The sequence below is a fragment of the Streptosporangium roseum DSM 43021 genome (assembly GCF_000024865.1).
GTDB lineage: Bacteria > Actinomycetota > Actinomycetes > Streptosporangiales > Streptosporangiaceae > Streptosporangium > Streptosporangium roseum.
This window is the reverse complement of the sequence record NC_013595.1, coordinates 729,469-749,680: the sequence shown is the minus strand read 5'-3', so window position 1 is coordinate 749,680 and position 20,212 is coordinate 729,469. Positions and strand designations below refer to the sequence as shown.

Annotated in this window: 21 protein-coding genes and 3 pseudogenes; 12 read left to right on the top strand and 12 right to left on the bottom strand. The window is 68.2% G+C overall.

Going from position 1 to position 20,212, the window contains the following annotated elements; all coding sequences use genetic code 11:
• Window positions 1–3: 3 nt before the first annotated feature.
• The gene (locus SROS_RS03510) at window positions 4–315 is read left to right on the top strand and encodes a hypothetical protein (RefSeq protein ID WP_012887499.1); all 312 of its coding nucleotides are present in this window, start codon (window positions 4–6) and stop codon (window positions 313–315) included.
• A gap of 181 nt (window positions 316–496) precedes the next feature.
• Here SROS_RS03510 and SROS_RS03505 read toward each other — a convergent pair whose 3' ends face one another.
• Window positions 497–1,441 carry a ribose-phosphate diphosphokinase gene (locus tag SROS_RS03505; protein WP_012887498.1) on the bottom strand — a complete coding sequence of 315 codons (945 nt, stop codon included), beginning with the start codon at window positions 1,439–1,441 and terminating at the stop codon, window positions 497–499.
• Between the two features lie 632 nt (window positions 1,442–2,073).
• The gene (locus SROS_RS03500; RefSeq protein WP_218919807.1) at window positions 2,074–3,093 is read right to left on the bottom strand and encodes an alpha/beta fold hydrolase; all 1,020 of its coding nucleotides are present in this window, start codon (window positions 3,091–3,093) and stop codon (window positions 2,074–2,076) included.
• A 598-nt stretch (window positions 3,094–3,691) separates the two neighbouring features.
• Here SROS_RS03500 and SROS_RS03495 point away from each other — a divergent pair.
• Window positions 3,692–5,395, top strand: coding sequence for a tetratricopeptide repeat protein (locus SROS_RS03495; protein WP_012887496.1), 1,704 nt, complete (start codon window positions 3,692–3,694; stop codon window positions 5,393–5,395).
• Between the two features lie 107 nt (window positions 5,396–5,502).
• Here the strand turns inward: SROS_RS03495 and SROS_RS03490 are convergent, their stop codons facing one another.
• Window positions 5,503–5,796, bottom strand: coding sequence for a WD40 repeat domain-containing protein (locus SROS_RS03490; protein ID WP_148268933.1), 294 nt, complete (start codon window positions 5,794–5,796; stop codon window positions 5,503–5,505).
• A 143-nt stretch (window positions 5,797–5,939) separates the two neighbouring features.
• Here SROS_RS03490 and SROS_RS03485 point away from each other — a divergent pair, with 143 nt between their 5' ends.
• Together SROS_RS03485 and SROS_RS03480 are read left to right on the top strand one after the other, a co-directional pair.
• Window positions 5,940–6,512, top strand: coding sequence for an RNA polymerase sigma factor (locus SROS_RS03485; protein WP_012887494.1), 573 nt, complete (start codon window positions 5,940–5,942; stop codon window positions 6,510–6,512).
• Between the two features lie 2 nt (window positions 6,513–6,514).
• Window positions 6,515–7,132, top strand: coding sequence for a hypothetical protein (locus SROS_RS03480; RefSeq protein WP_012887493.1), 618 nt, complete (start codon window positions 6,515–6,517; stop codon window positions 7,130–7,132).
• Between the two features lie 152 nt (window positions 7,133–7,284).
• Here SROS_RS03480 and SROS_RS03475 read toward each other — a convergent pair whose 3' ends face one another.
• Window positions 7,285–8,574 (bottom strand): serine hydrolase domain-containing protein, encoded by a 1,290-nt coding sequence (locus SROS_RS03475; protein ID WP_012887492.1) that lies wholly within the window; start codon window positions 8,572–8,574, stop codon window positions 7,285–7,287.
• A 368-nt stretch (window positions 8,575–8,942) separates the two neighbouring features.
• Window positions 8,943–9,065: pseudogene (locus SROS_RS47145) on the bottom strand (TetR/AcrR family transcriptional regulator); the annotation flags it as partial.
• Window positions 9,066–9,138: 73 nt separating this feature from the next.
• On the opposite strand from SROS_RS47145, the gene SROS_RS03470 reads away from it, so the two are divergent.
• From SROS_RS03470 to SROS_RS03455, 5 genes and pseudogenes are all read left to right on the top strand, one after another.
• On the top strand, window positions 9,139–9,732 hold the full coding sequence (locus tag SROS_RS03470) for a dihydrofolate reductase family protein (protein ID WP_012887491.1): 594 nt from the start codon (window positions 9,139–9,141) through the stop codon (window positions 9,730–9,732).
• Window positions 9,733–10,124: 392 nt separating this feature from the next.
• On the top strand, window positions 10,125–11,042 hold the full coding sequence (locus SROS_RS03465) for a hypothetical protein (protein ID WP_012887490.1): 918 nt from the start codon (window positions 10,125–10,127) through the stop codon (window positions 11,040–11,042).
• 13 nt (window positions 11,043–11,055) lie between these two features.
• Window positions 11,056–11,456 (top strand): annotated as a pseudogene (locus tag SROS_RS49175) (IS5/IS1182 family transposase); the annotation flags it as partial.
• Between the two features lie 254 nt (window positions 11,457–11,710).
• Window positions 11,711–12,196, top strand: coding sequence for a hypothetical protein (locus SROS_RS03460; protein WP_012887489.1), 486 nt, complete (start codon window positions 11,711–11,713; stop codon window positions 12,194–12,196).
• 190 nt (window positions 12,197–12,386) lie between these two features.
• Window positions 12,387–12,881 (top strand): hypothetical protein, encoded by a 495-nt coding sequence (locus SROS_RS03455; RefSeq protein WP_012887488.1) that lies wholly within the window; start codon window positions 12,387–12,389, stop codon window positions 12,879–12,881.
• Here the strand turns inward: SROS_RS03455 and SROS_RS53695 are convergent.
• The 3 genes and pseudogenes from SROS_RS53695 to SROS_RS03445 all read right to left on the bottom strand — a co-directional run bounded on the left by SROS_RS53695 (window position 12,860) and on the right by SROS_RS03445 (window position 14,099).
• On the bottom strand, window positions 12,860–13,549 hold the full coding sequence (locus SROS_RS53695; protein WP_362966122.1) for an IS3 family transposase: 690 nt from the start codon (window positions 13,547–13,549) through the stop codon (window positions 12,860–12,862). The genes SROS_RS03455 and SROS_RS53695 overlap by 22 nt on opposite strands.
• Window positions 13,486–13,725, bottom strand: a pseudogene (locus SROS_RS54355) (IS3 family transposase); the annotation flags it as partial. The pseudogene SROS_RS54355 and the gene SROS_RS53695, both read right to left, overlap by 64 nt.
• A 53-nt stretch (window positions 13,726–13,778) precedes the next feature.
• Window positions 13,779–14,099: a transposase gene (locus tag SROS_RS03445; protein WP_012887487.1), complete on the bottom strand. Its 321-nt coding sequence runs from the start codon at window positions 14,097–14,099 to the stop codon at window positions 13,779–13,781.
• Window positions 14,100–14,267: 168 nt separating this feature from the next.
• Between SROS_RS03445 and SROS_RS03440 the strand changes: the two genes are divergently transcribed.
• The 3 genes from SROS_RS03440 to SROS_RS03430 all read left to right on the top strand — a co-directional run bounded on the left by SROS_RS03440 (window position 14,268) and on the right by SROS_RS03430 (window position 16,691).
• A complete protein-coding gene (locus SROS_RS03440) occupies window positions 14,268–14,984 on the top strand; it encodes a GntR family transcriptional regulator (RefSeq protein ID WP_012887486.1) in 717 nt (238 codons plus the stop codon).
• Window positions 14,985–15,003: 19 nt separating this feature from the next.
• Window positions 15,004–15,483: a hypothetical protein gene (locus SROS_RS03435; RefSeq protein WP_043651257.1), complete on the top strand. Its 480-nt coding sequence runs from the start codon at window positions 15,004–15,006 to the stop codon at window positions 15,481–15,483.
• A gap of 305 nt (window positions 15,484–15,788) precedes the next feature.
• Entirely contained in the window at window positions 15,789–16,691 is a 903-nt protein-coding gene (locus SROS_RS03430; RefSeq protein ID WP_052316861.1) for an MFS transporter, read from the top strand.
• 60 nt (window positions 16,692–16,751) lie between these two features.
• Here SROS_RS03430 and SROS_RS03425 read toward each other — a convergent pair whose 3' ends face one another.
• The 4 genes from SROS_RS03425 to SROS_RS03410 form a co-directional block, all read right to left on the bottom strand.
• Complete coding sequence (locus SROS_RS03425; protein ID WP_012887484.1) at window positions 16,752–17,081, bottom strand: YnfA family protein; 330 nt, start codon at window positions 17,079–17,081, stop codon at window positions 16,752–16,754.
• A 327-nt stretch (window positions 17,082–17,408) separates the two neighbouring features.
• Window positions 17,409–17,837, bottom strand: coding sequence for a MerR family transcriptional regulator (locus SROS_RS03420; RefSeq protein ID WP_012887483.1), 429 nt, complete (start codon window positions 17,835–17,837; stop codon window positions 17,409–17,411).
• Entirely contained in the window at window positions 17,834–18,118 is a 285-nt protein-coding gene (locus SROS_RS03415) for a hypothetical protein (protein ID WP_245564554.1), read from the bottom strand. Before SROS_RS03415 ends, SROS_RS03420 begins: the two co-directional genes overlap by 4 nt.
• A 686-nt stretch (window positions 18,119–18,804) precedes the next feature.
• Window positions 18,805–19,350, bottom strand: a complete 546-nt coding sequence (locus SROS_RS03410; protein ID WP_012887481.1) for a hypothetical protein — start codon at window positions 19,348–19,350, stop codon at window positions 18,805–18,807.
• Window positions 19,351–20,212: the final 862 nt, after the last annotated feature.

Sequence of the window (20,212 nt, the reverse complement as noted above, 5' to 3'; positions counted from 1 at the left end):
ACAATGCTGCAGGACCGGCGCAAAGACGCGCTCCGGGCGCTCGACGAGAGCGACAGGCCGCACTGGTACTGGCACGGGGTGGACGACGACGGCCACGTGTGGCTGTTCGAGACGGTCATCGACGACGGCGGAGAATACTGGCCCGTCAAGCATGCCGAGCTGGGATCGGACGGCCTCGCCCGCCGGTATTCGTGGAGGCACATCGAGGACGAACACGGCTTCCTCGCCGAAGGCCCGATCTACCCGGACGACTTCGGCCTGAACGCCCTGACGGCGGAGGAGTTCGGCACCCTGTGGGCCGCGCTCAGCCGATGAGGGTGCTCCCCTCGATGTCCGCCGTACGGGCGCGGAGGACTTGCCCGCCGGCATGAGCGGAACGGCACCCGCCATCAGTCACGTGGTGATGACGGGTGAAACAGCCCGATCCCCGCCTCTCCCCACGGGGCTCCGAGGGCCTCGGCGATCCGAGCGGACCCTTCGCGGAGCCGTACCGGGGTCAGGGGGCGTCGAACAGGGCGCTGACCGACTCACCGTCGTGGATGCGGCGCATGGCCTCGGCGAGCGCGGGGGCGATCGACAGGACTCTGAGCTTGGAGTCGGGCTTGACGTCGGGGATGGGCACGGTGTTGGTGCAGACGATCTCTTCGACGTCGAGCTGGTCGCCGAGCCGGTCGACGGCCCCGCCCGCGAAGAGGCCGTGGGTGCAGGCGATCCGTACCGAGTTGACTTTGCGCTCCCGGAGGCGGTCGAGCAGCTCGATCACCGTTGTGCCCCTGGCGATCTCGTCGTCCAGGACGATGACGTCCTTGCCCTCGACATCGCCGATCACCGAGCTGATGGTGACCCGGTCATCGCTGAATCGCTGCTTGGCCCCCATCGCGACCCCGATTCCCAGGAGTCGGGCGAAAGCCGCGGCCTCCTTGGCGTTGCCCAGGTCGGGGGAGACGACGACGGCGTTGGAGAGGTCGTACTGACGGAAGTGAGCGGCCAGCTCCCGCAGGGCGTGCAGGTGGTCGACCGGGACGCTGAAGAAGCCGTGCACCTGAGGTGAGTGCAGGGTCATGGTCAGCACCCGGCCCGCTCCCGCCGCCACCAGGAGGTCGGCGACCAGCCGTGCCCCGATGGAGATGCGCGGGGCGTCCTTCTTGTCCGATCGGGCGTAGGCGTAGTGGGGCATCACCACGGTCGTCCTGGCCGCGGAGGCGCCCCTGGCGGCGTCCAGCATGAGAAGGAGCTCGACGAGGTTCTCCTGGACCGGCGGGACGAGCGGCTGGATGAGGAACACGTCGCGTTCCCGGCAGTTGGCCTGCAACTGCACTTCCATGCAGTCGTTGGCGAAACGCTTGACCCGGACCGGATGCAGCGGAGTCCCCAGGTGGGAGCAGATCTCCGCCGCCAGCTCGGGGTGGGCGCTACCGCTGAATACCGTGATGTCTCGCACAAGGCGCTCCTTGCTTGTGAATCGGTGTCAGACCAGCCAGGCGAGCGGCATGCTACAGGCGGGCCCGGCCCGGTCCCATCACCTGGGCGGGGCCGTCGCTCACCTGTGCGGGGCCGTCGCCGCCGTCATGGATCATCGGTGGATCCGTACGGCAGAGACGATCCGTTCCGGCGGGAGATCCGGGGTGGAGCGGGAGACGCGGCAGAAGGCGGGGCGGCGGAGCGGCCGGGGAGCGGGTGCGCGAAGCCACCGGGGAGCGGGTCCGCGAGGCGACCGAGGAGCGAGGCGACCGAGGAGCGGGTCGGCGAGGCCGCCTGGGAGCGGGGTCGATGAGGCCGCCTGGGAGGGTCCGCGAGGCGGTCGGAGCGCACTGCGGGCACTCCAGGACATCTGCGATATATGCGATACATACGTCATCTGTGCATCGCGGGAGCGACCCGGCCGGACATACGTCATCTGTGTCTGTGCATCGCGGGAGCGACCCGGCCGGAGGCCGATGTTCCGGTACGGCCTCCGGCCGGTCGCCCGGGTAGTGCCTCCGGCGGGTCGCTCAGGCGCGGCCTCCGGTCAGGTTTCTCCGTACGGCCTCCGGTCCGATCCCCGGGGCGGGTCCCCCGGGGCCGGTGCCGGCGCTACGGGGCGCAGCCGGCGAGTTCGGGCTGCGACGGCGTGCCGCTCTGGGCGCCGAAGAAGAGCTTCGCGCAGTCGATGGTGAAGCGCGGGTTCTCCTCTGGGACGAAGTGGCCGGAGTCGGGTGCCACCGCCGTGCGGACGTCGTCGCCGACCTGCTGGAACGAGCTCGCGACGCCGGGCCCGAACGAATACTGCCCGCCGATCCCCAGCACCGGCATGGCCAGGCGGCTGCCCGCGTTGGCCTTGTTGTTCTCCGCGTCCGCGGCGAACGCCCGGTAGTACTCGTATCCCGCGGTGCGCCTGGCCGGGTCCGCGTAGGCCTTGTAGTACCGCTCGCGGTCGATCGCGTCCGGACGGTGGCTGAAGTTGAACATCATGCCGAGATAGGTGCTGACGTCGTCATTGTCCATGATCCGCTCGGGGATCGGCGAGGGGGACGAGTTGAACCGGAAGTGCCAGCTGAGGCCGTAGAGCTCCTCCAGGCCGAAGCCGGGCAGCGGCGACTCGATCATGGCCAGCCGGGTGACCTCGTTGGGGAAGTCACGCGCGTAGGGGTAGGCGATCAGGACACCGAGGTCGTGGCCGAGTATCTCCACCTGGGTGAAGCCCAGCCGGTTGACGGCCTGACGGATCCGCCGTGAGGTGGTGACCTTGTCGTAGCCGCCGGTCGGAATGGAGGAGGCTCCCAGCCCCGGCAGGTCGATCGCGATCACGGTGTGCTCGCGGGCGAGCTCGGGCATCACATCACGCCACATCAACCAGGTCTCCGGCCAGCCGTGCAGGAGCACGATGGCCGGGCCCGACCCGCCGCGGACGTAGTGGATGGTGCCGCCGTCCACAGCGACCTTTCCGTGGGTGAACCCGGGGGCGAAACGCGCCGGCCCCTCCGAGGGCTCCTCGGGCGTTCCACTCGCGGTGGCGCCGGCGGTCATGGTGACCAGGGCCACCAGAGTGACGAACGCGCTGATGGCGGCCCGACCCCATCTCCTGGCGCGCGGCTTTTTCTTTGATGCGCGCACGGTTGTTTCCTCTAGCGGCATATCCACTTCCCCTTCCACGGACCAGAGCGCCACGGGACGGTCCAGCGGTACGGCATGAGCCCGCTTCCGCAGCGCGCCGACCAGCGGGCGGCGCACGGCCAAGACCGAGTCTTCAGGCGGCGGCGCAGGCGGCCGATCGCTTGGCGTCATATGGTCGTGTGAATCCTGCACGACCGGAGAACGCACGGTCTTCTTCGATCGTGCTCTCTGCCCGGCCCGCGGACCCGCCGCACCGAATCGCCCCGGCTTCGGTCCTTTTGATAGGGCTTCGGCGGAGCCTCGGCCCCTTGAGAGGATCAGGCTCACGTCCCGCGAGTCCCCTATCCGGCCGAGTTGCGTAATCTGACCGCGCCACGGCAATCGCGAGCACTCTTCATATTTTCATCGGGCGCGATTATGCTCTGGGCAGTTCTGAAGTGGATCACACGGAGGTGCCCCATGAGGAAGATGCCCATCCGCCGCACGAGCGCGCTGCGCCTGCTGTCCGGTGCCCGCCGGCTCTGGATCGAGTGGTGCTGGTAGCTGCCGATACGGCGGGCGCTCCCGGGCGCCCGCCCCTGCGGGGATCGGCCCGGCCGTGACCGGCGAGCCGGACGGCTACGACTGCCACCGCGACCACGGGCCGTACGCCGGGGTCGCGGCCTTCCTCGGCCGGATCGCCGCCGACCGTCCCCGCCTGGCGTCCCGGCACAAGGTCGAGCTGCACGCCATCGCCCCCTGGCTCGACCACGCGGCACGACCGGCCGCCGAGGAGGAGCCGATCCGGTTCCATCCCGCCCGGCGCACCGCCTGCCTGGCCTACGGCGCGGCGGAGTTCGTGGCGGCCTGGGCGGGCACGCTCCGGCACCCGGTCACGGTGCGGTTCGACCACGTCGGCGATGCCGACGAGACCACCCGCGAGCTGCTGGACGCGCTGGTCCGCCGGGTCGGGTCGTCCCCGCTGCGCCTGGACCTGCGCGACGGCGGCGCCCGCAAGCCGGAGGCGGCCGATCCGGCGCCGGAGGCGATGCGCACCGCCCTGGGCGACAGCCTGGCCCGCGGCTTCTACCACCACGCGGCCCGAGTCGCCTCGCGCGGGCGCGCCGCGGTGACCCCGGACGGCGACCTGCGGCACTGGTGGGCGTTCACCACCGGCCTGGCCACCGCCCTGGCGGCGCTCGACCGCGCCGCCGAAGCGCTCGACCTCTACCACGAGGCGCGCGCCGCTACCGACGATCCGAAGATCACCATGTCGGCCGCGTACGCCACCGCCATGCTGTACGCCAGGCACCTGTCTGCGGCCGACCAGGACCCTGCGCAGGCGCGGCACTGGCTGGAACAGGCCATCCACCTCGCCGCCGGACTGAACGACCCGCGGCAGCGGGTGCTGTCCACCGTCTTCTACGAGCAGGGCCTGGCGCTGCTGGACAGCAGGGCGGGTGAGCCCGCCCGCGCGCTGCGACTGATCGACGACGGGCTGGCCCGGCTGGCGGCAGTGCTCACCCCCGGCGAGCGCCCGCAGGACCTGGCCCGGTTACGCCACAACCGGGCTCAGGTGCACCTGGCCCTGGGCGATCCGGCACAGGCCCTGGCCGACCTCGACACCGTGATCGCACACGACCCCGGCAACTGCGAGTACTACGTGGACCGGGCCGCCCTGCACCGTGCGGCCGGCCGGTCCCAGGCCGCGATCAAGGACTACGGCACCGCGATCCGCCTGGGACCGCACCTGCCCGAGGCGTACTACAACCGGGCCGTGCTTCAGCAGGAGCGGGGCCGCCTCGATCGGGCGTGTGACGACCTGGAACGCGCGCTCGCCATTGACCCCGGGCATCTCGACGCCCGGATCGCCCTGGTCAACCTGCAGGTGGAGCGCGGCGCGCTCGACGCGGCCGAGGCGGGCGCGCGGGCCGGGCTGGCGCTGGCCCCGCAGGAGCCCGCGCTGCTGTGCACCCTCGGGCTGATCCGCTCGGAGCGCGGCAGCCTCGCCGAAGCCGACGAGCTGCTCAGCCGGGCCCTGGCCGGGGATCCGGAGCTGGTCGAGGCATGGACGAACCGGGCCGCCGTCCGGTTCGAACGCGGCGACGTGGCCGCCGCCGTGGCCGACCTGGACCGGGCGGTGGCGCTGTCGGCGGCGCCGGTGCCCCACTACAACCGGGGCACGGCGCTGATGCGGCTGGGACGATGGGACGAGGCCGCCCGCGACTTCACCCACGCGCTCGACCAGCCCGGCCTGGACCGGGCGCTACGCCGCGACCTGCGCGCGGAACTGGCCCGCTGCCGTAGCGCCATGGCCGGATGACCGCCAACCGGGGCGGACGCCGACGGGATCAGTCCCAACCCGCGGGGAAGCTCTCGGGTGCCCTTCTCCCCGATACCGTGGAGATCTGACCTGAGGAGCAGGTCGTCTCATGTCCCGTCGGCACCGTCCCGGTCCTCGACGGGAGCGGTGCCGGTCGAGGCGGTAAGTCCCTGGATCTTACCGAAGAGGGCGTCCTGGAGATTGCGCGTTGCCTTCAACCGGGCATGCAGGTAGTCGATACGCCGATACAGCACGTGGTGGTCGGGCGGCTGGGCGCTCCTCCATAACCGGATCTTTCTGTCGGCGCCCGCGGTGGCGAGCAGGTGGCCATCGGGACTCAGGAGCGCGCATCCGTGCCGGGCCGGCTCCCCGCCCGGCCTCCGCTCCAGAGGCTCGTACACCACTCGACCGGACGCGGCTGGAGATCATCCCGTGCATGTTCCGCACCGGCTGTGCCCCTATGGCACGGTGATCGTCCGGTGAAGGATTTCGGCCCGGCGCGGTAAGTACAGGTGACCGCATACGCCAAGAAAGGCCGACATGCATGACAATTCCCCGCGAAGTCACCGAGGTCGATGACGCGGCTCTCATTGAGAGGTCGCTGCACGAGCCCGAGATCTTCGCCATCCTGTTCGACCGGCATGCGCCACTCCTGCACCGCTACGTGACCAGGCGACTGGGACCCAGCGAGGCGGAGGACGTCGTGGCCGACACCTTTCTGGCCGCCTTCCAGCGCCGGGGCGATTATGACCGGGGCCGCTCCGACGCCCGCCCGTGGCTGTACGGCATCGCCTCCAACGTGATCGGCAAGCGGCGGCGCACCGAGACGAACCTCTACCGCGCATACATCCGCAGCGGCTTGCATCCAGCGGAGATATCGGGTCTCCGGGTAGAGGACGGGATCAACACCCTGGCCGTCAACCGACCGCTGGCACGGGCCCTGCTGGGGCTCACACGAGCTGATCGCGACGTGCTGCTGCTCGTCGCCTGGGCCGGATTGAGCTACCAGGAGGTCGCCGACGCGCTCGCCATCCCCCTGGGCACCGTCGCCTCGCGACTCAATCGAGCCCGTCTCCAGATCCGTCACGCCCTGAACCAGGAAGAACGAGGAGAATGACGATGGACGCACTGAAGACCATGTGGGAGGCCGTTCCGCCGGCCACCCCGGAGGAACTCGCCGGAGCGCGGCGGCGGCTACTCGACGGGATGCACCCCCGGCGGCGCTACGTCACCGCCCCCCGGATGCTGGTCGCGGCCGGTGTCGCAGCGGCGGCCGCCGTCACACCTCTGATCATCGGAAACGACATCCCCGCCTACGCGGTGGCCAAGGGCTCGGGCGGCACGCTCACGGTGACCCTCAACGAACTACGCGACCCCGACGGGCTGCAGGCCAAGCTGGGCGCGGCCGGCGTCAAGGCGGATGTGACGTTCCTGGCCGCGGGCACACGGTGCGCGGGCCCACGGTTCGCCGGCGTGGATTCGACCTACAACGGGCCGGGCACCACAGGACCGGACGAGCTGCGTTCACTCGTGAACGAGTCGCGCTCGTTCAAGGCCGCCCAGGCGACCTCCGTACGGACGATCCGGATCTCCCCGGAGCACATCAAGCCGGGCGAGACGCTCGTACTGGAGTTCCGCGACAACGCGAACGCACAGGTGCCCTGGCAACTCGGCAGCTGGTTGGCCCGGGCGGACACCCCCGTGCAGCCGTGCACGCCCGTCGAGGACACCAACTGAAGACCCTCTCCGGCACAGCCCCGCCGGGCAGGGGAGGCTCACTTCCTCGCGCTGTCCGGCGGCGATGATCTCCTGGAGGACGGGTCGGCTGCGGTGGCGGATCACGGCTCTCCCGCGGGTCGCGGCCTTACTTCTGGGCGCAGAGCGCGGTGTCACTTCTGGGCGCAGAGCGCGGTGTCCAGGGCGGCGTTGACCTGATCGGCGCCGGCTTCCGCGAAGGGCAGCGCGGTCACGGCGACCGTGGCCGACCGGCCGTCCTCGGTGACGCCGTTACGGGTCTCATAGCCGTGGATGTCACCGCCGTGGCCCCACGCGTAACCGCCGCAGCTCAGCTTGATCTTCATCAGACCGAGCCCGTACGACCAGCCGTCAGGGAATCCAGGCGCCTCGACCGTCTGCTTCATCTGCTCCAGCAGGGCGGGCTTGAGCAGCCGGCCGTCCAGCAACGCGCCCAGGAAGCGGTTGACGTCGCGCGGGGTGCCGACGAGCTGCCCGGCCGCCCATCCCCAGGAGGGGTCCATCTCCGTGACGTCCACATCGTTCTTGCCGGTCCGCCCGTCGGGGTCCTTGGAGGAGTACCCGTGGGGGTGGGCGCCGCGGATCGTCTGCTCGCCGACGCCCGGCCAGTACGTGTCGCGCAGCCCGAGCGGCTTGATGATCCGGTTGGTGACCTCCTCGCTGATCGGCCGGCCCGTGACCTTCTGCACCAGCAGGCCGAGCAGGACGTAGCCGGTGTTGCTGTACTGCCAGCTCTTTCCGGGGGCGAACACCGGCTTGTGCGCCAGACCCATGTCGAGCAGTTCCCGAGGCTCGAAGTAGGTGTGCTGGACCTCGGAGAACGGCGGAAGATACTGCGTGTAGTTCGCCAGGCCGGCGGTGTGCTGGAGCATCTGGCGGGTGGTGAACTTGCGGCCGTCGTTGCCGTTGCCGCGTACCAGGCCGGGAAGATACTTCTCGACCGGCGCGTCCAGGTCGATCCTGCCTTCGTCGGCCAGCTGCAGCACGACCACGGCGACGAACGTCTTGGTGTTGCTGCCGATGCGTACCCGCCCGTTGACGGGGACCTTCGCCCCCGTCTCCAGGTTGCCCACGCCGGCGGTGTAGTCCCGGGTACGCCCGTCACGACCCCGCACCGCGGCCAGGACGCCGGGGAACTCGCCGCTGCGGACCAGGCCGTTCAGGCTGGTCTGCACGGCGTCGGCGGGGCGGGCCAGGCCGTTCAGGCTGGTCTGCACGGCGTCGGCGGGGCGGGCCAGGCCGTTCGGACCGGTCTGCACGGTGCCGGCGGGGCCGCTCCACCGGGCGGCATCGGCGCCGGCCGGGGCTACGGCCAGGCCGAGGGCGCCCAGCGCGACGGCGGCCGCGGTGGCCAGGGCCGGCAGTCTGCGCCGCCTGGCCGAACCGGGCCTGGCCGACCGGGAGGGGGCGGTGGAGTGCGACATCGGGGATCTCCCTGCTTGATGACTCGGTTGCGATGCCAGCAAGCATGTCGGCGGGAGCAGGACATAATCGATCCCGCCCACCGGAGTTCCGAGGTACGGCCAGCACCACCGCCGTACCGGGGCCGGTTCCGCCACCCGCGTGTCCGCGGGGCGACCCACGACGGCATCTGCGAAGCCTTCTCCAAGCTCGGACACGCCCTGACCTGCCGGCAAGCTCGGACACGCCCTGACCTGCCGGCGCCGCCTCACCTCACCGTCGCTCAAGACCCTGCGACCGGACCCGTTGCAGCGGGTCGCCCGCACCCGGCTCGGCCGTGCCCTTCCTGGACGCGTCACCAAGGTCACCCCGGGCGGAGCGTTCGCCGGCGTCCACGAGGGACCCGTGCCGCGCCGTCCACCGCCCGGAAGGTCAGGCCCCGCGCGCCCTGCCCGGCCAGCACCTCGATGGCGGCGTCGATGAGCGCCACCCTCCTCTCGGCGTTCCTGCGCACAGTTGACACCACTCCACTCGTAGTACTAACGTCTAAACCACTTCATACATAGTACTTTAAATGGAGTGGTCATATGCGCAAGCTCGTCTACTACATCGGCGTGTCCATCGATGGCCGCATCGCGGGCCCCGGCGGGGAGGTGGACTTCTACCCGGTCGGCGAGGGCGAGGCCGCCGCCGCGTACATGGCCTGGGTCAACGAGCGCTATCCCGAGACTGTTCCCACGCAGTACCGTCCGCACGCCGGCCTCGTGGACGTCCCCAACAGGCGCTTCGACACCGTCCTGATGGGGCTGAACACCTACCGGGCCGTGCTCGACCAAGGGCTCAGCAACCCGTACACGCACCTGCGGCAGTACGTCGTCTCCAGTTCCCTGGACCGCATCGACGACCCGGCGGTGGAACTGGTGCGCGACCCCGCCGCGCTCGTCCGGGACCTCAAGCGCGGGGACGGGCTGGACATCTGGCTCTGCGGCGGCGGAGGGCTGGCCAACTCGCTGCTGACCGAGATCGACGAACTGATCATCAAGAGCTATCCCGTGGTGGCGGGCGCGGGCGCCGCCCTCGTCGATGGTGGCTTCCGTCCCACCGCGTTCACCCCGACCGACCGCAGGTCGTTCCCGAACGGAGCCAGTATCACCTGGTACGCGAGGCAGGCCGGCGCTTAACCCTTGGGCGGCTAACCCTTGGGCGGCTCGATCCCGCGTTCGCGGTTTCCGGTGGACGCGGCCCGTTCCAGCCGTATTCCGGTGGCACCCGAAGTAGAACGCATCACGCTGGACCCCTGAATGAGGACTTTCTCTACGGTTCCACGGCGGCCCGCCGGCGTTCGCGGGCCGGGCTGCAGCTCTCCGGCCGCATGAGGTGCATGCCGTACGACAAGGACCCCGGAACCTCCGTAGCTCCTCAGCGGGCGTGCAGCCTTGGCGGCCGGTCCTGGCTGGCAGCCGCTTGGCCGACCTGTCATACCGAGTCCTCGCCTGATCTCCCTGCCCAGACCGGTTTCGGGCGGCTATGGTGCGCCGTACCCGATTTGATCTAGATCGCAGGAGTGTGCGGGATGAACACGAGGGAGCCCGACTGGGCGTACATGGCCAGGTCCCTTCTCAGGGTCGTGGCCGTCACTGCGGCACTGTTCCTGGCTCTCAGTGCGGTCGAGCGGATTTCGTGGGTGTTCATCGACTTCGACGACGAGCGGACGGCCCAGGTGTACGGCACGACCGCCCGCGTCGCGAACTCGGACAAGCGCTTGTTTTACAGTTACGACGATGGTCGGGGCCTGCTGGGGACGACCTACACGCTGTGGGGGGAGCCGCGCCGAGCCGGTCCCAGCGAGGACGAGACAGGGTACGAAATCACGGAGAACCTGTTCGGCACCATCCGGGCCCCCTCCCTCGACGGGCCGTCCGGCAGCCTGGGCGACGCGATCGCCTCCGTGGAGGCGGACCCCGGAGCCGACAAGGAACTGACGGAGAAGGCTCGAAAGACCATCGATGGGCTCCCCCAGACGCTCGACGCCGTCGCGGTCGTGGAGTTCGCAAACGCGATGACCACCGAGCGGCTCGTCGCCTTCAACCGGAAGCACAAACTCTGCGGAGGAGCGGACGTCTCCTACATCTACGCCCCGGCTCCCTACTACGACGACTCCAGCAACTATCCCCCGCTGAACGCGGTCGTCTGGAACCGCAACATGACCGAGGAGTACATCCGGACGGATTTCAGCTATCAGTGCGAGACCGAACCTGAGGCGGCGCTGGCGGAGTTCCGCAGGTGGGTCGGGCTGCTTGACGAGGGGGACGACCTCAGCGAGTTCGAGCTGGACCACTACCGGCTCACCGACGCGGCCAAAGCGGGCGTCGTGCACGGGCTCGTCGTCGACCGCTGGAAACTCGCCGACCTGCGCAAGCTCCTCGACGACCCGGAGGTGCGGACGGTTCGCCTCGCCGACGTCGCCTTCGACCTCGGCGAGATCGAGTAGCGGTCTTCGGTGGGCTCGGCCGCGCGGACGCGAGCCCCAGCGCCCGCGCATGGCGGTGCACGATCTGACCGCTGCACGCCAGGTGGGCCTGATCGACGCGCTCACCCGTGCCAACCTGCCGACCTTCACTGACCAGGGTTCCCAAGGCGCGGGCGACACGATCCGCACCTCAGGCATGGGCGACACGATCTGCACCTCGTTCAAGCGCCACCGGCACCGACCGATCCTGCCTTGCGGCCAAAGGTCCGTCGACCGCGCCCATGCCCACATTCGCTCGATCGATGAGCATGCCGTCACACCCCTGAGGGCAGGAAAGTGCCGGTCCGGCTCCGTTGTCGCCTCCGGCGCGCTACCGCGATCGTCCGAGCCGTCCTCGTTCTACAGGCGACCAAAGCCGATCACTACTCGGGATGAAGAAACCTCAGCGTTCCAGGGCCGGTCCCCGTCCGCGAACTACCCGAAAAGCCTGGCGTGACCTGGGAAACGCCTTCAAGATCATTGCATGTATATGCGCGACGAGTCGATCATGCCTTGTCCGGAGCGGACGTACAGGGGTCGTGGTTTGCTCGGCTCGACGGCGGATGATCAGGTTCTCACCTGAGCAACCTTGCGGGGTCGAGCTGTCCTGGCGAGATGCGCCGGCCTCCTTCAACGGGAAGCATGGCAGGATGCCGGATCTGCTGTGGGATGAGGTCAGGAGCTTCTTCGACCCTGATCTGATGGGGACACTGCCGGATGTATGGGTTACGGACACCTCGGTCGGCGACTGGCAGGTGCTTCTTGATCTGATCGAGGCCCAGGGCTGGAGGAGCGAGTACTCCGAAGGTGACATTGTGATGCCGCTGCCCCGCGCCGAGCACGTGTTGTCCCGGCCTTCGGATGCCGACTGCCCGAGTCTGCGCGTCTGGCCGGCTCCTGATGTGCTGGCGATCTTTCGATTCCTGTCGGAGGACGAGATCGACTTCGATGTCGATCTGCGGGAGCTGCAGGGGCAGGAACGGCTGGACCTTCTGTGCGGGTTCTTCGTGACGATCGGGCGGCAGCTGGGCAAGCCGGTGTTGATGTCGCCGGAGAGCGACCCGGACCATCCAGTGCTCGGGTTCGACGTCGGGGCCGATCGCGTGGTGCTGCTGGCGGACCCGCGGGCCGGCTGACCACCCCTGTGGAGCGGGCGTCCTACAAGATTCGACCCCATGGCCGTCGGATTAGAAGTGGAACGGCTGTTGAGGGCTCCATAATGCGGTGGCCTGCGGCTATGGCCTATGGCATGGCAGGCGCAATGAAGATCGTTCCGGATATGTTCCGCAGCGGTTGCGCCTGCATGCCTCCAGACGTGAACAGCGCATGAAGTACGTCGATCTCAACGCGTCGATGACGCTGCTCGCCGGTGAGGTCATCCATGGTGTCATCAGCCCGGTCGAGTACCTGGAGCGGCTTCCCGAGTTCGCCGACGCGTTGCCGGTGGGTGCTCGCACGTTCGCAGTGGATCCCCAGCACTACGACTTCCACGGGCCGCGGTGCGTGAAAGATCTCATCCTGGAGCGGATCTCATACGGGGAGACCGGCGGTGGGAACTCCATGGAACTCGCGCTCAGGCACAACTGCTGGAAGCACGGAGAGGACCTGATCATCCGTTACGAAGACGTGCCGGACTTCAGGATCGGCATTGCCGCGCCTTCCGGGATCGAACCGCGCAGTGTGGTGATCCTCGATGAGGTCCTGCCGCACTTGGACGGATGCAGCCATGAGATCGCCTTCCGCCCGGGAATCATCATGGTGGTCTGCCGTGGCAATCCCCTCAAATCGTGGAGACTTTTCTATGCGGCGATGAGCTGCTGAAGTGTCACCGTGGTGGCCGCTCGGGCAGCCATGATCCGCTGTTCGTAGATGATTGGTGGTAGCCCGTCGACGGCGCTGTGTCGGCGGCGGGTGTTGTAGAAACCGGCGATCCAGGTGGCGATCTTCAGCCGGGCCTCGGCGCGAGTGGCGAAGCGATACCGGTGGGCGAGCTCGACTTTGAGCGTGGCGTTGAACGATTCGGCCGGAGCGTTGTCCAGCGCGCAGCCGACCCGGCCCATCGACTGCACCACCCCCCAGTGGCGGCAGGCAGCCTGGAACCGGGCGGCGGTGTACTCGCCGCCGCGATCGGAGTGGAAGATCACCCCGTCGACGTCGCCACCCCGGGTGAGCGCGGCCATCTGCAGCGAGGCGACCGTCAAAGCGGCGTCGTGATGGGCGGACATGGCATAGCCGAGCAATCGACGGGAGAACAGGTCCTGCACCGTGGCCAGATACAGCTTGCCCTCGTCGGTGACGATCTCAGTGACATCGCCGCACCACAACACATCCGGTGCGACGGCGGTGAACTGACGGCCGACCAGATCCGGTGCCGCGGGCCTGGCGCCCTGGCGCCCTGGCGCGTCAGCGAACGCCGTCTGCCGGCAGGGCGACCGGCCAGGCCTAGCTCGGCCATCCGCGCGGCCACCGTGTTGACCGAGACCCGCCAGCCCTCCTCGTGCAGGTCCCGGGTAATGCGCGGGCTGCCGTAGGTGCCGCCCGAGGCGGTGAACCTCACCTCGATCGCCGCATCCAAACCGGCGCGACGCTGCTGACGAACACCTGGTGCGCGATCGCGCCATTTATAGAACCAGGACTGCGAGACCCCCAGGATCCGGCAGGCCACCGCGTGGGGAACATCGTGCTCGGTCTTCTGGCAGGCGATGAAGGCCGCCACGCTCACCGGCCCGTCGCCTCCTTGACCCACAAGACCACCGAGCGCTTGAGCACATCACGCTCCATCTCCAGTTCAGCGCGTTCCTTGGCCCACTCGGCCCGCTGTCGGCGCAGCCGGGTCAGCTCTTCCCGCTCGGACTCGGCCAGCTCACCGTTGGCGTCCTGCTCACGGGCCAGGCGGTCCATCTGCATCCAGTTGGCCAGCGTGCCCGCGTTGATCCCCAGGTCTTTCGCGACCGAGGCGATCGATTTCCCGGACTCCCGCACGATGCGCACCGCACCCGCCCGAAACTCCGGATCGAAACTCCGTCTGGTCTCTCCCATGCCCCGACCTCCCCCTTAGGTCAGATCTCCACGGTACGAGGGGAGGCTCATCGAGCATCACGTGGTGCATCTGGATCGGGCGGCTATCGCTGTGGTGGTCGATACAGGTGCCTGCTCAGCCGGTACTGTGCTTATGCAGACAAGTGGAAGAGTGATCGGGCGGTTGACATGAGCATGGACTTCGCCCCGCCGAAGTATGCCCAGGTGATGGCGGCGATCCAGCAGCGGATCGAGACCGGCGAATACGCTCCGGGTGCCATGCTGCCGTCCGAGACGCAGCTTGTCCGGGAGTTCGGCGTGGGGCGCACGACCGTGGTGCGGGCGCTTCAGACCCTGGCCATGCAAGGGTGGATCGAGCGGGAGCACGGCCGCGGCTCATTCGTGAAGGGGCGCCCGGAGAGTTCACCGGATCGCATCCGGCCGGGCCTGGCGGTGGCCGAACAGGCCGAGAGCGCCGAGAGCGTCACCGACGTGCAGCGCGTTCCGGCTCCTCGTCACATCGCCCGTCTCCTGGGCGTGGAAGAACGGACGCCGGTGATCGCCCGTCGGCGGACGACCCAGCAGGGTGGCCGGCTGTCCGCGGTGGAGGCGCTCTGGTTCCCGCTGGAGATCGCACTCGGCACCGACCTGGACAAGCCCGAGCCGCTGCGGCACGGGATCCGCCAGCATCTGCAGGCGGTCAAGCACCTGCGGTTCGACCACATCACCGAGCGGCTGACAGCGCGTAGTCCCCGGAAGGAAGAGGCCGAGTTGCTCGGCAGTTCCAAGCCCGTTCTCGGGGTGCTGGCCACCGTCCATGATGCGGCGGGGGCCGTGGTCATGGTGATGGAGGCGGCCTTGCCAGGCGATCTTCACGAGCTGCAGGATGTCTATCCCGTGACATAGACCAACATCGGATGATGCCATGCAGAGCGCTCCTGTTGCTTCCAGTGAAGACCCGCCCACCAGGCGGTCTTTCTGGCGCAGCGCAGGGGGCGGCTGCCTGGTGGTGGCACTCCTTCCGGTGATCGGGCTGTTTCTTCTCTTCAAGGTCCCCATGTGGGTCAACGACGCGAAGCTCGATGCTCTGATCGATCGGTTTGAGAGCTACCCCCGGCCGCCCAAGACGTATGGGGCCGATGGCGGCGCCGAGGGCTCCATCGCGCTTCGCGGCAACGGCAACCACTGCGACTACCGTGTTCGGTTGACGCTGAATACGGAGTTGTCCGTCGGTGATCTCACGGACTATTACGATCGGGCAGACATCGCAGGCGTCGAGGACGGTCGGCCGATCTTCACCGTGTGGGCCCGGCAGCCGTCGAAACACGTGGCCTACAGCAGCCACACAGTGATCGTGGAGCTCAACGACAGCACCGACGCGGGCTTGGACATCCGCTGTCACTGAGCCGCTGAGGCCCGCCGCCAGACACTGACCTTCATTCGCCACATCTCTTAATCACTTGTGCGGACGAGTTGAAGCAGCTACTCTCAACTTAAGCGGACAAGTGGACGACCGAACGTCGGCCGTTCAAAACGGAAGGATCACCACCATGGCCATCCAAGGCCCTATCCCGATCGGCTTCGACCAGGTCTTCCCGCACGGCTGCTACATCGTCGGCGAGGTCGAGCAGGTCAAGGACTTCGACGCCTCGACCAACGGCCGCACCGTCTACGCCAAGGACAAGAGCACCGGCGAACTCGTCTGGCAGGTTGGAGCCCTGCGCGGGGGCCTGGTTCGCCCGAGGTGTACGCGTTCCCGCCCGCAACGCGCTGTTGGCCGACCTGGTTCCAGCCAATGCCTACGGCCGGGCGTACGGGTTCGAGCGCGCGATGGACAACCTGGGAGCCATCGGCGGACCACTTCTCGCCCTGGAACTTGTCGCCGTCTTCAGCGTCCGGACCGCCATCCTCATCTCCGTCATCCCCGGCATCCTCGCCGCCCTGGCCATCATCTACGCCATCAGCAGAGCCGCCCAGCCAGCCGTACGCGAACGCGTCCCGATCAGGCTGCGTATCCGGCCCGTTCTGCGCGGGGACCTGGGCCGTCTCCTCGGAGCGATCACCGCTTTCGAGGTGGGCAACGTCGCCGCCACCCTGCTCATCCTGCGAGCCACAGAGCTTCTCACCCCCGCCCACGGCATCGAAGCAGCAACCAGCATCGCCCTGAGCCTGTACGTCGCCTACAACATCGCCGCAACCCTGGCATCCATACCCGCCGGACACACCTCCGACCGACTCGGCAAGCGCGGCCCCGTCCTCGTCATGACCGCAGGAATCACCCTGTTCGGCATCGCCTACGCCGCTTTGGCCTTCGACACCGTCAGCTACCTCCTGCTCGCCCTGCCCTTCATCGCCGCCGGTCTGGCCATCGGATGCGTGGAGACCGCCGAACACGCAGCCGTCGCAGCCCTGGCCCCTACCGACCTACGTGGATCAGCCTTCGGCCTGCTGGCCACTGTCCAATCCCTGGGCAATTTCGCCGCCGGCGCCATTGCCGGACTGCTGTGGACCTTGGTCTCACCGAACGCCGCATGGGCCTACCCCGCCGCACGGATGGGTATTGCCCTCATCGGGATGCTGTTCACCCGTACCGGACGAGCTGCTGAGGTCTGATCAGCCGGATGCCATCTATGCCTCCGTTCGAGGTGCCATGGCTTCGCTCAGCTCTGACTATCAACGCGGGGCGTACATGATGACGGCGACGCCGATCAGGCACACCACGGCGCCGATGACGTCCCATCGATCAGGGTGGAACCCGTCGATGAGCATGCCCCAGGCCAAGGATCCGGCTACGAAGATGCCACCGTAGGCGGCCAGGATGCGGCCGAAGTTGGCATCCGGTTGCACGGTGGCCACGAAGCCGTACAGGCCCAGGGCGATGATTCCAGCCCCGACCCACAACAGCCCGCGTTGTTCTCTCACTCCCTGCCAGACCAACCAGGCACCGCCGATCTCGGCGAGCGCGGCCACCACGAACAGCAGGAGGGAGCGAGCGACAGTCACAGCTGCGACTGCAGGGGATCGCTTTCAGTGGGCCGATGAGCCCCCGTGCTCTGGCAGCCGCAGCCAGTTTCACCTGCGCATCCAGTAGTTTGCTTCCGCCTGCGCAGGAACCACACCAGCCCCCAAGCCAGCACGGCCACGCCCGCCAGGACCAGCGCCACTGTCGGCATAACGCCCGTAAGCGCGATGGCCCCGGTGCCCCCGATCACCCCGGCAGCCAGCAGCACGGGAAGCGCACAGCACACGGCACAGGCCAACGCAGCCAAGCCCGTCAGACCAGCTGGGACCAGGCGCTTACGCCGGTCAGGATCAGTTGAGGTCGACATGCTAGCCCCCGTCCACCAGGCCGGAGAACGGCAACGGGCAGCACGAACTCACCGCACACGCCACTAGGTCATCACACCCGGCGTCCACCGCTTGAACCAACGTGTCACGGATCGTCTGAAGGTCGGCGATCTTCTGTTCCACCTCGACGAGCTTCGCTGTTGCCCGTGCCTGCAAACCGCTGTCCGACTTGCCGTGACGATGCGAAGCCGCCTCAACCAGGTCGGCCACCTCCTCCAGCGTGAAGCCCAGCCGTTGCGCCACCTTGATCACACGCAGGACGGTCACGGTCTCCGGCGGATACAGCCGATGCCCCCCGTTACTACGCTGCGGCTCTTGCAACAGGCCCCGCCGGTGGTAATAGCGCAACGTCTGGGCATTGACCCCTGCCGCTTCGGCAACCTCTCCGGTACGCAGCCATTTCTCGCTCATGACGCAATCCGGGGAGCCGCCTCGATCGCCCGGACCGCCAGCCCGTCGAGCACCTTCACGTGAACCGCGGGCACCTCGATGTCCAGGGCCAGGCCCTCACCACCGGGCGTGCAGGTGAAGCTGAAGAACGAGCAGCAACCCGTCTCCCTCGTGGCCAGGTCCCGCGCGGTCTGCTCTGCCTGTTCTCCACCCTCCAGTATGAGCCGCAGGTGAGTTGGTCCCACCCGCTCCAGCCCACGCAGCGCGGAAGCGAACAGCTCGTCGAACTCCGCCGTCCGCAACGGCCTCTCTTCGGTCGGAAGCGTGCATTCAGCCGGCGCCCACTCCATGAGCCCTCCCCAATGCCAAGGCCGCCCGTCTCTCCTGCGAGCGACCCCTGCACCCCGACGGTAAGCCTGTACCGGGGTACAGGATGCAACCCCAAACCCATGCCTCCGGCGGGGGTACTCGGCTCCGGGATGATCGCCCCTTGAAGGCCTTGGACCGTAGGTGGCTGAGGTGGGGCCTGATCTCCCGGGAAACAGCGGGGAATCACGGGGACTCACGGATCAAGAACGAAGAAGGCCCCGCACCGCATTTCTGCTGGTGAGGGGCCTCTTTCTGCTGGTGTGGCAGGTGCAGGACTTGAACCTGCGTAGGCTGAGCCGACGGTTTTACAGTCCCTCCGCGATAATGCTCTGACCTGCACCTTTAAAGATCCCCCCGCCTCTGTGGGAACACATCGGGAATCGGTGGGACCGTAGCGGCTTTTTGGCAAGATCGGGACCGGCCCCATGCCATCCATCGGGGTACATCCCAGGGCCCCGGCGTTCCTGTCAATCTGCCGCTGCGGCGACGCCCCGCACATCGTCCTCGGGTCGCCGCGGGATCCTCCCGAGGTCGCGACGGCGTCTACGGCATTGCCGTCACCTCCGCGCGGATGCAGGGTGCGCGACCTCGCCCGACGTGCGCCAGATCGCCTGCCCTGTCAGTCATGGACCTTGAAGTCCCCGTGGCTCGTCTTGAGAATCGGCGCCGTGCCCTGGCAATCGTTGATCGGCGCGTTCATGAACCCCCACATCCAGTAGAGCCTGTCGGAACGGCCGTTGTCGTGCACGGTGAACGAGACCTTCTGGCCGGTGACGTCCGCGTTCTTCTCATCCGTAAGGTTCGTGTAACCACGGGTGATAACGCCGGTGGCGACGGCGACCTCACCGCCCACCAGCAGACAGGTGATCTTCCCCTCGAACTCGGCGACGACGCCACCGGTCCTGCCCTTCCCGTGGAACACCTTGAAAGTCCCCTTCGTGGTGCCGGGTCCGCCACGGGCCTCGATCTGGAACTTCACCGGGTCCCCGGCCCAAGGTCCGAACGTCTTGGGCAGTTTGCCGCCCGCGGATCCGGACAGCCGGGGCCCAGGATCGGAAGACGCGGTTCCGGCGAAGGACGCCGTCGCCGTTCCGGTGATCAACGCAAGCGTGGCAGCCAGTCCGGCAATTCCACGTCGTCCCCACAGCTTTTTCGTATCGGTCACGTCGCGGCTCCCTCGGTAGATTGCGTTCTACGGTTCCGCCAATCTGCCACCGCGGGGGTGCCCTGGACGTCGTCGTCAGGTCTCGACGAGATCCTCCGGAGGTCGCGATCGGGGTCATCCCCCAAGAGGACCGCGTTCGTGGTGAGCGGGAGTCGCCGCTCCGGTGGCCATGATCGACCGGCAAGCGACCGACCGCACGTCTCGGCGTCGCCGGAGACGACCGGGCCGGCGCCGCAGCCAACCCTTCCAGCAGCTTGCCTGAACAGAAGGGGGCCGGGGCTGGCAGTACTCCGCTGCGTCTGACGGGCCGACGCCTCGTCCGAGCTGTGAAGGACGCCGTGCCCCTGCGAGCCTCTTCCACCGGGCAAGGCTTGCCTGACCGGCCGATATAAAGCATCTGGAATTGCGCGTCGAAGAGCTCAAGCCCTTGGGCTCCGAGCTGCCGGCATGCCTGGCCGAGGTGCCTCAGCCCGGCCGCCCGAGCGTCCTCGCCGGGCTCGGCGTCGAACTCCACGCGCACGAGGTGATCCTGCGCACGCGCCGTGCTCGCTTCGGGGCCGGCTACGGGGCCGGTCACGAGGCAGACGAGGGCTTGTTCCCCGGCGCCCGGCAAGCTTTCCGGCTGCGTTGGGGTGTCGTTGAGAGTCGTGTCACCAGGTACACGCGATCGTGTTGACCCTGGTGACAGCTCTCGCAGCACCGCTGGGGTTCACCTGCAGAATGCTGATTCCGTCCCGCCAGTCCGGCTCGCTGACCTGGGTTAACGCAATCGCGTGCACCTGCTGACAGCTTCGTTACCGACACCCCGAGTTGCTGGGGCTCACCTTCGGCGACTGGCGCCGGGCCGAGGACACCGGGCTGA

Excerpts from the sequence above, each read along its gene's own strand:
- SROS_RS03510 (WP_012887499.1), top strand. The coding sequence starts at position 4 with ATGCTGCAGGACCGGCGCAAAGACGCGCTCCGGGCGCTCGACGAGAGC.
- SROS_RS03460 (WP_012887489.1), top strand. The coding sequence starts at position 11,711 with ATGCCGGATCTGCTGTGGGATGAGGTCAGGAGCTTCTTCGACCCTGAT.
- SROS_RS03455 (WP_012887488.1), top strand. The coding sequence starts at position 12,387 with ATGAAGTACGTCGATCTCAACGCGTCGATGACGCTGCTCGCCGGTGAG.
- SROS_RS03445 (WP_012887487.1), bottom strand. The coding sequence starts at position 14,099 with ATGGGAGAGACCAGACGGAGTTTCGATCCGGAGTTTCGGGCGGGTGCG.
- SROS_RS03440 (WP_012887486.1), top strand. The coding sequence starts at position 14,268 with ATGAGCATGGACTTCGCCCCGCCGAAGTATGCCCAGGTGATGGCGGCG.
- SROS_RS03475 (WP_012887492.1), bottom strand. The coding sequence starts at position 8,574 with ATGTCGCACTCCACCGCCCCCTCCCGGTCGGCCAGGCCCGGTTCGGCC.
- SROS_RS03435 (WP_043651257.1), top strand. The coding sequence starts at position 15,004 with ATGCAGAGCGCTCCTGTTGCTTCCAGTGAAGACCCGCCCACCAGGCGG.
- SROS_RS03465 (WP_012887490.1), top strand. The coding sequence starts at position 10,125 with ATGAACACGAGGGAGCCCGACTGGGCGTACATGGCCAGGTCCCTTCTC.
- SROS_RS03480 (WP_012887493.1), top strand. The coding sequence starts at position 6,515 with ATGGACGCACTGAAGACCATGTGGGAGGCCGTTCCGCCGGCCACCCCG.
- SROS_RS03485 (WP_012887494.1), top strand. The coding sequence starts at position 5,940 with ATGACAATTCCCCGCGAAGTCACCGAGGTCGATGACGCGGCTCTCATT.
- SROS_RS03420 (WP_012887483.1), bottom strand. The coding sequence starts at position 17,837 with ATGAGCGAGAAATGGCTGCGTACCGGAGAGGTTGCCGAAGCGGCAGGG.
- SROS_RS03470 (WP_012887491.1), top strand. The coding sequence starts at position 9,139 with ATGCGCAAGCTCGTCTACTACATCGGCGTGTCCATCGATGGCCGCATC.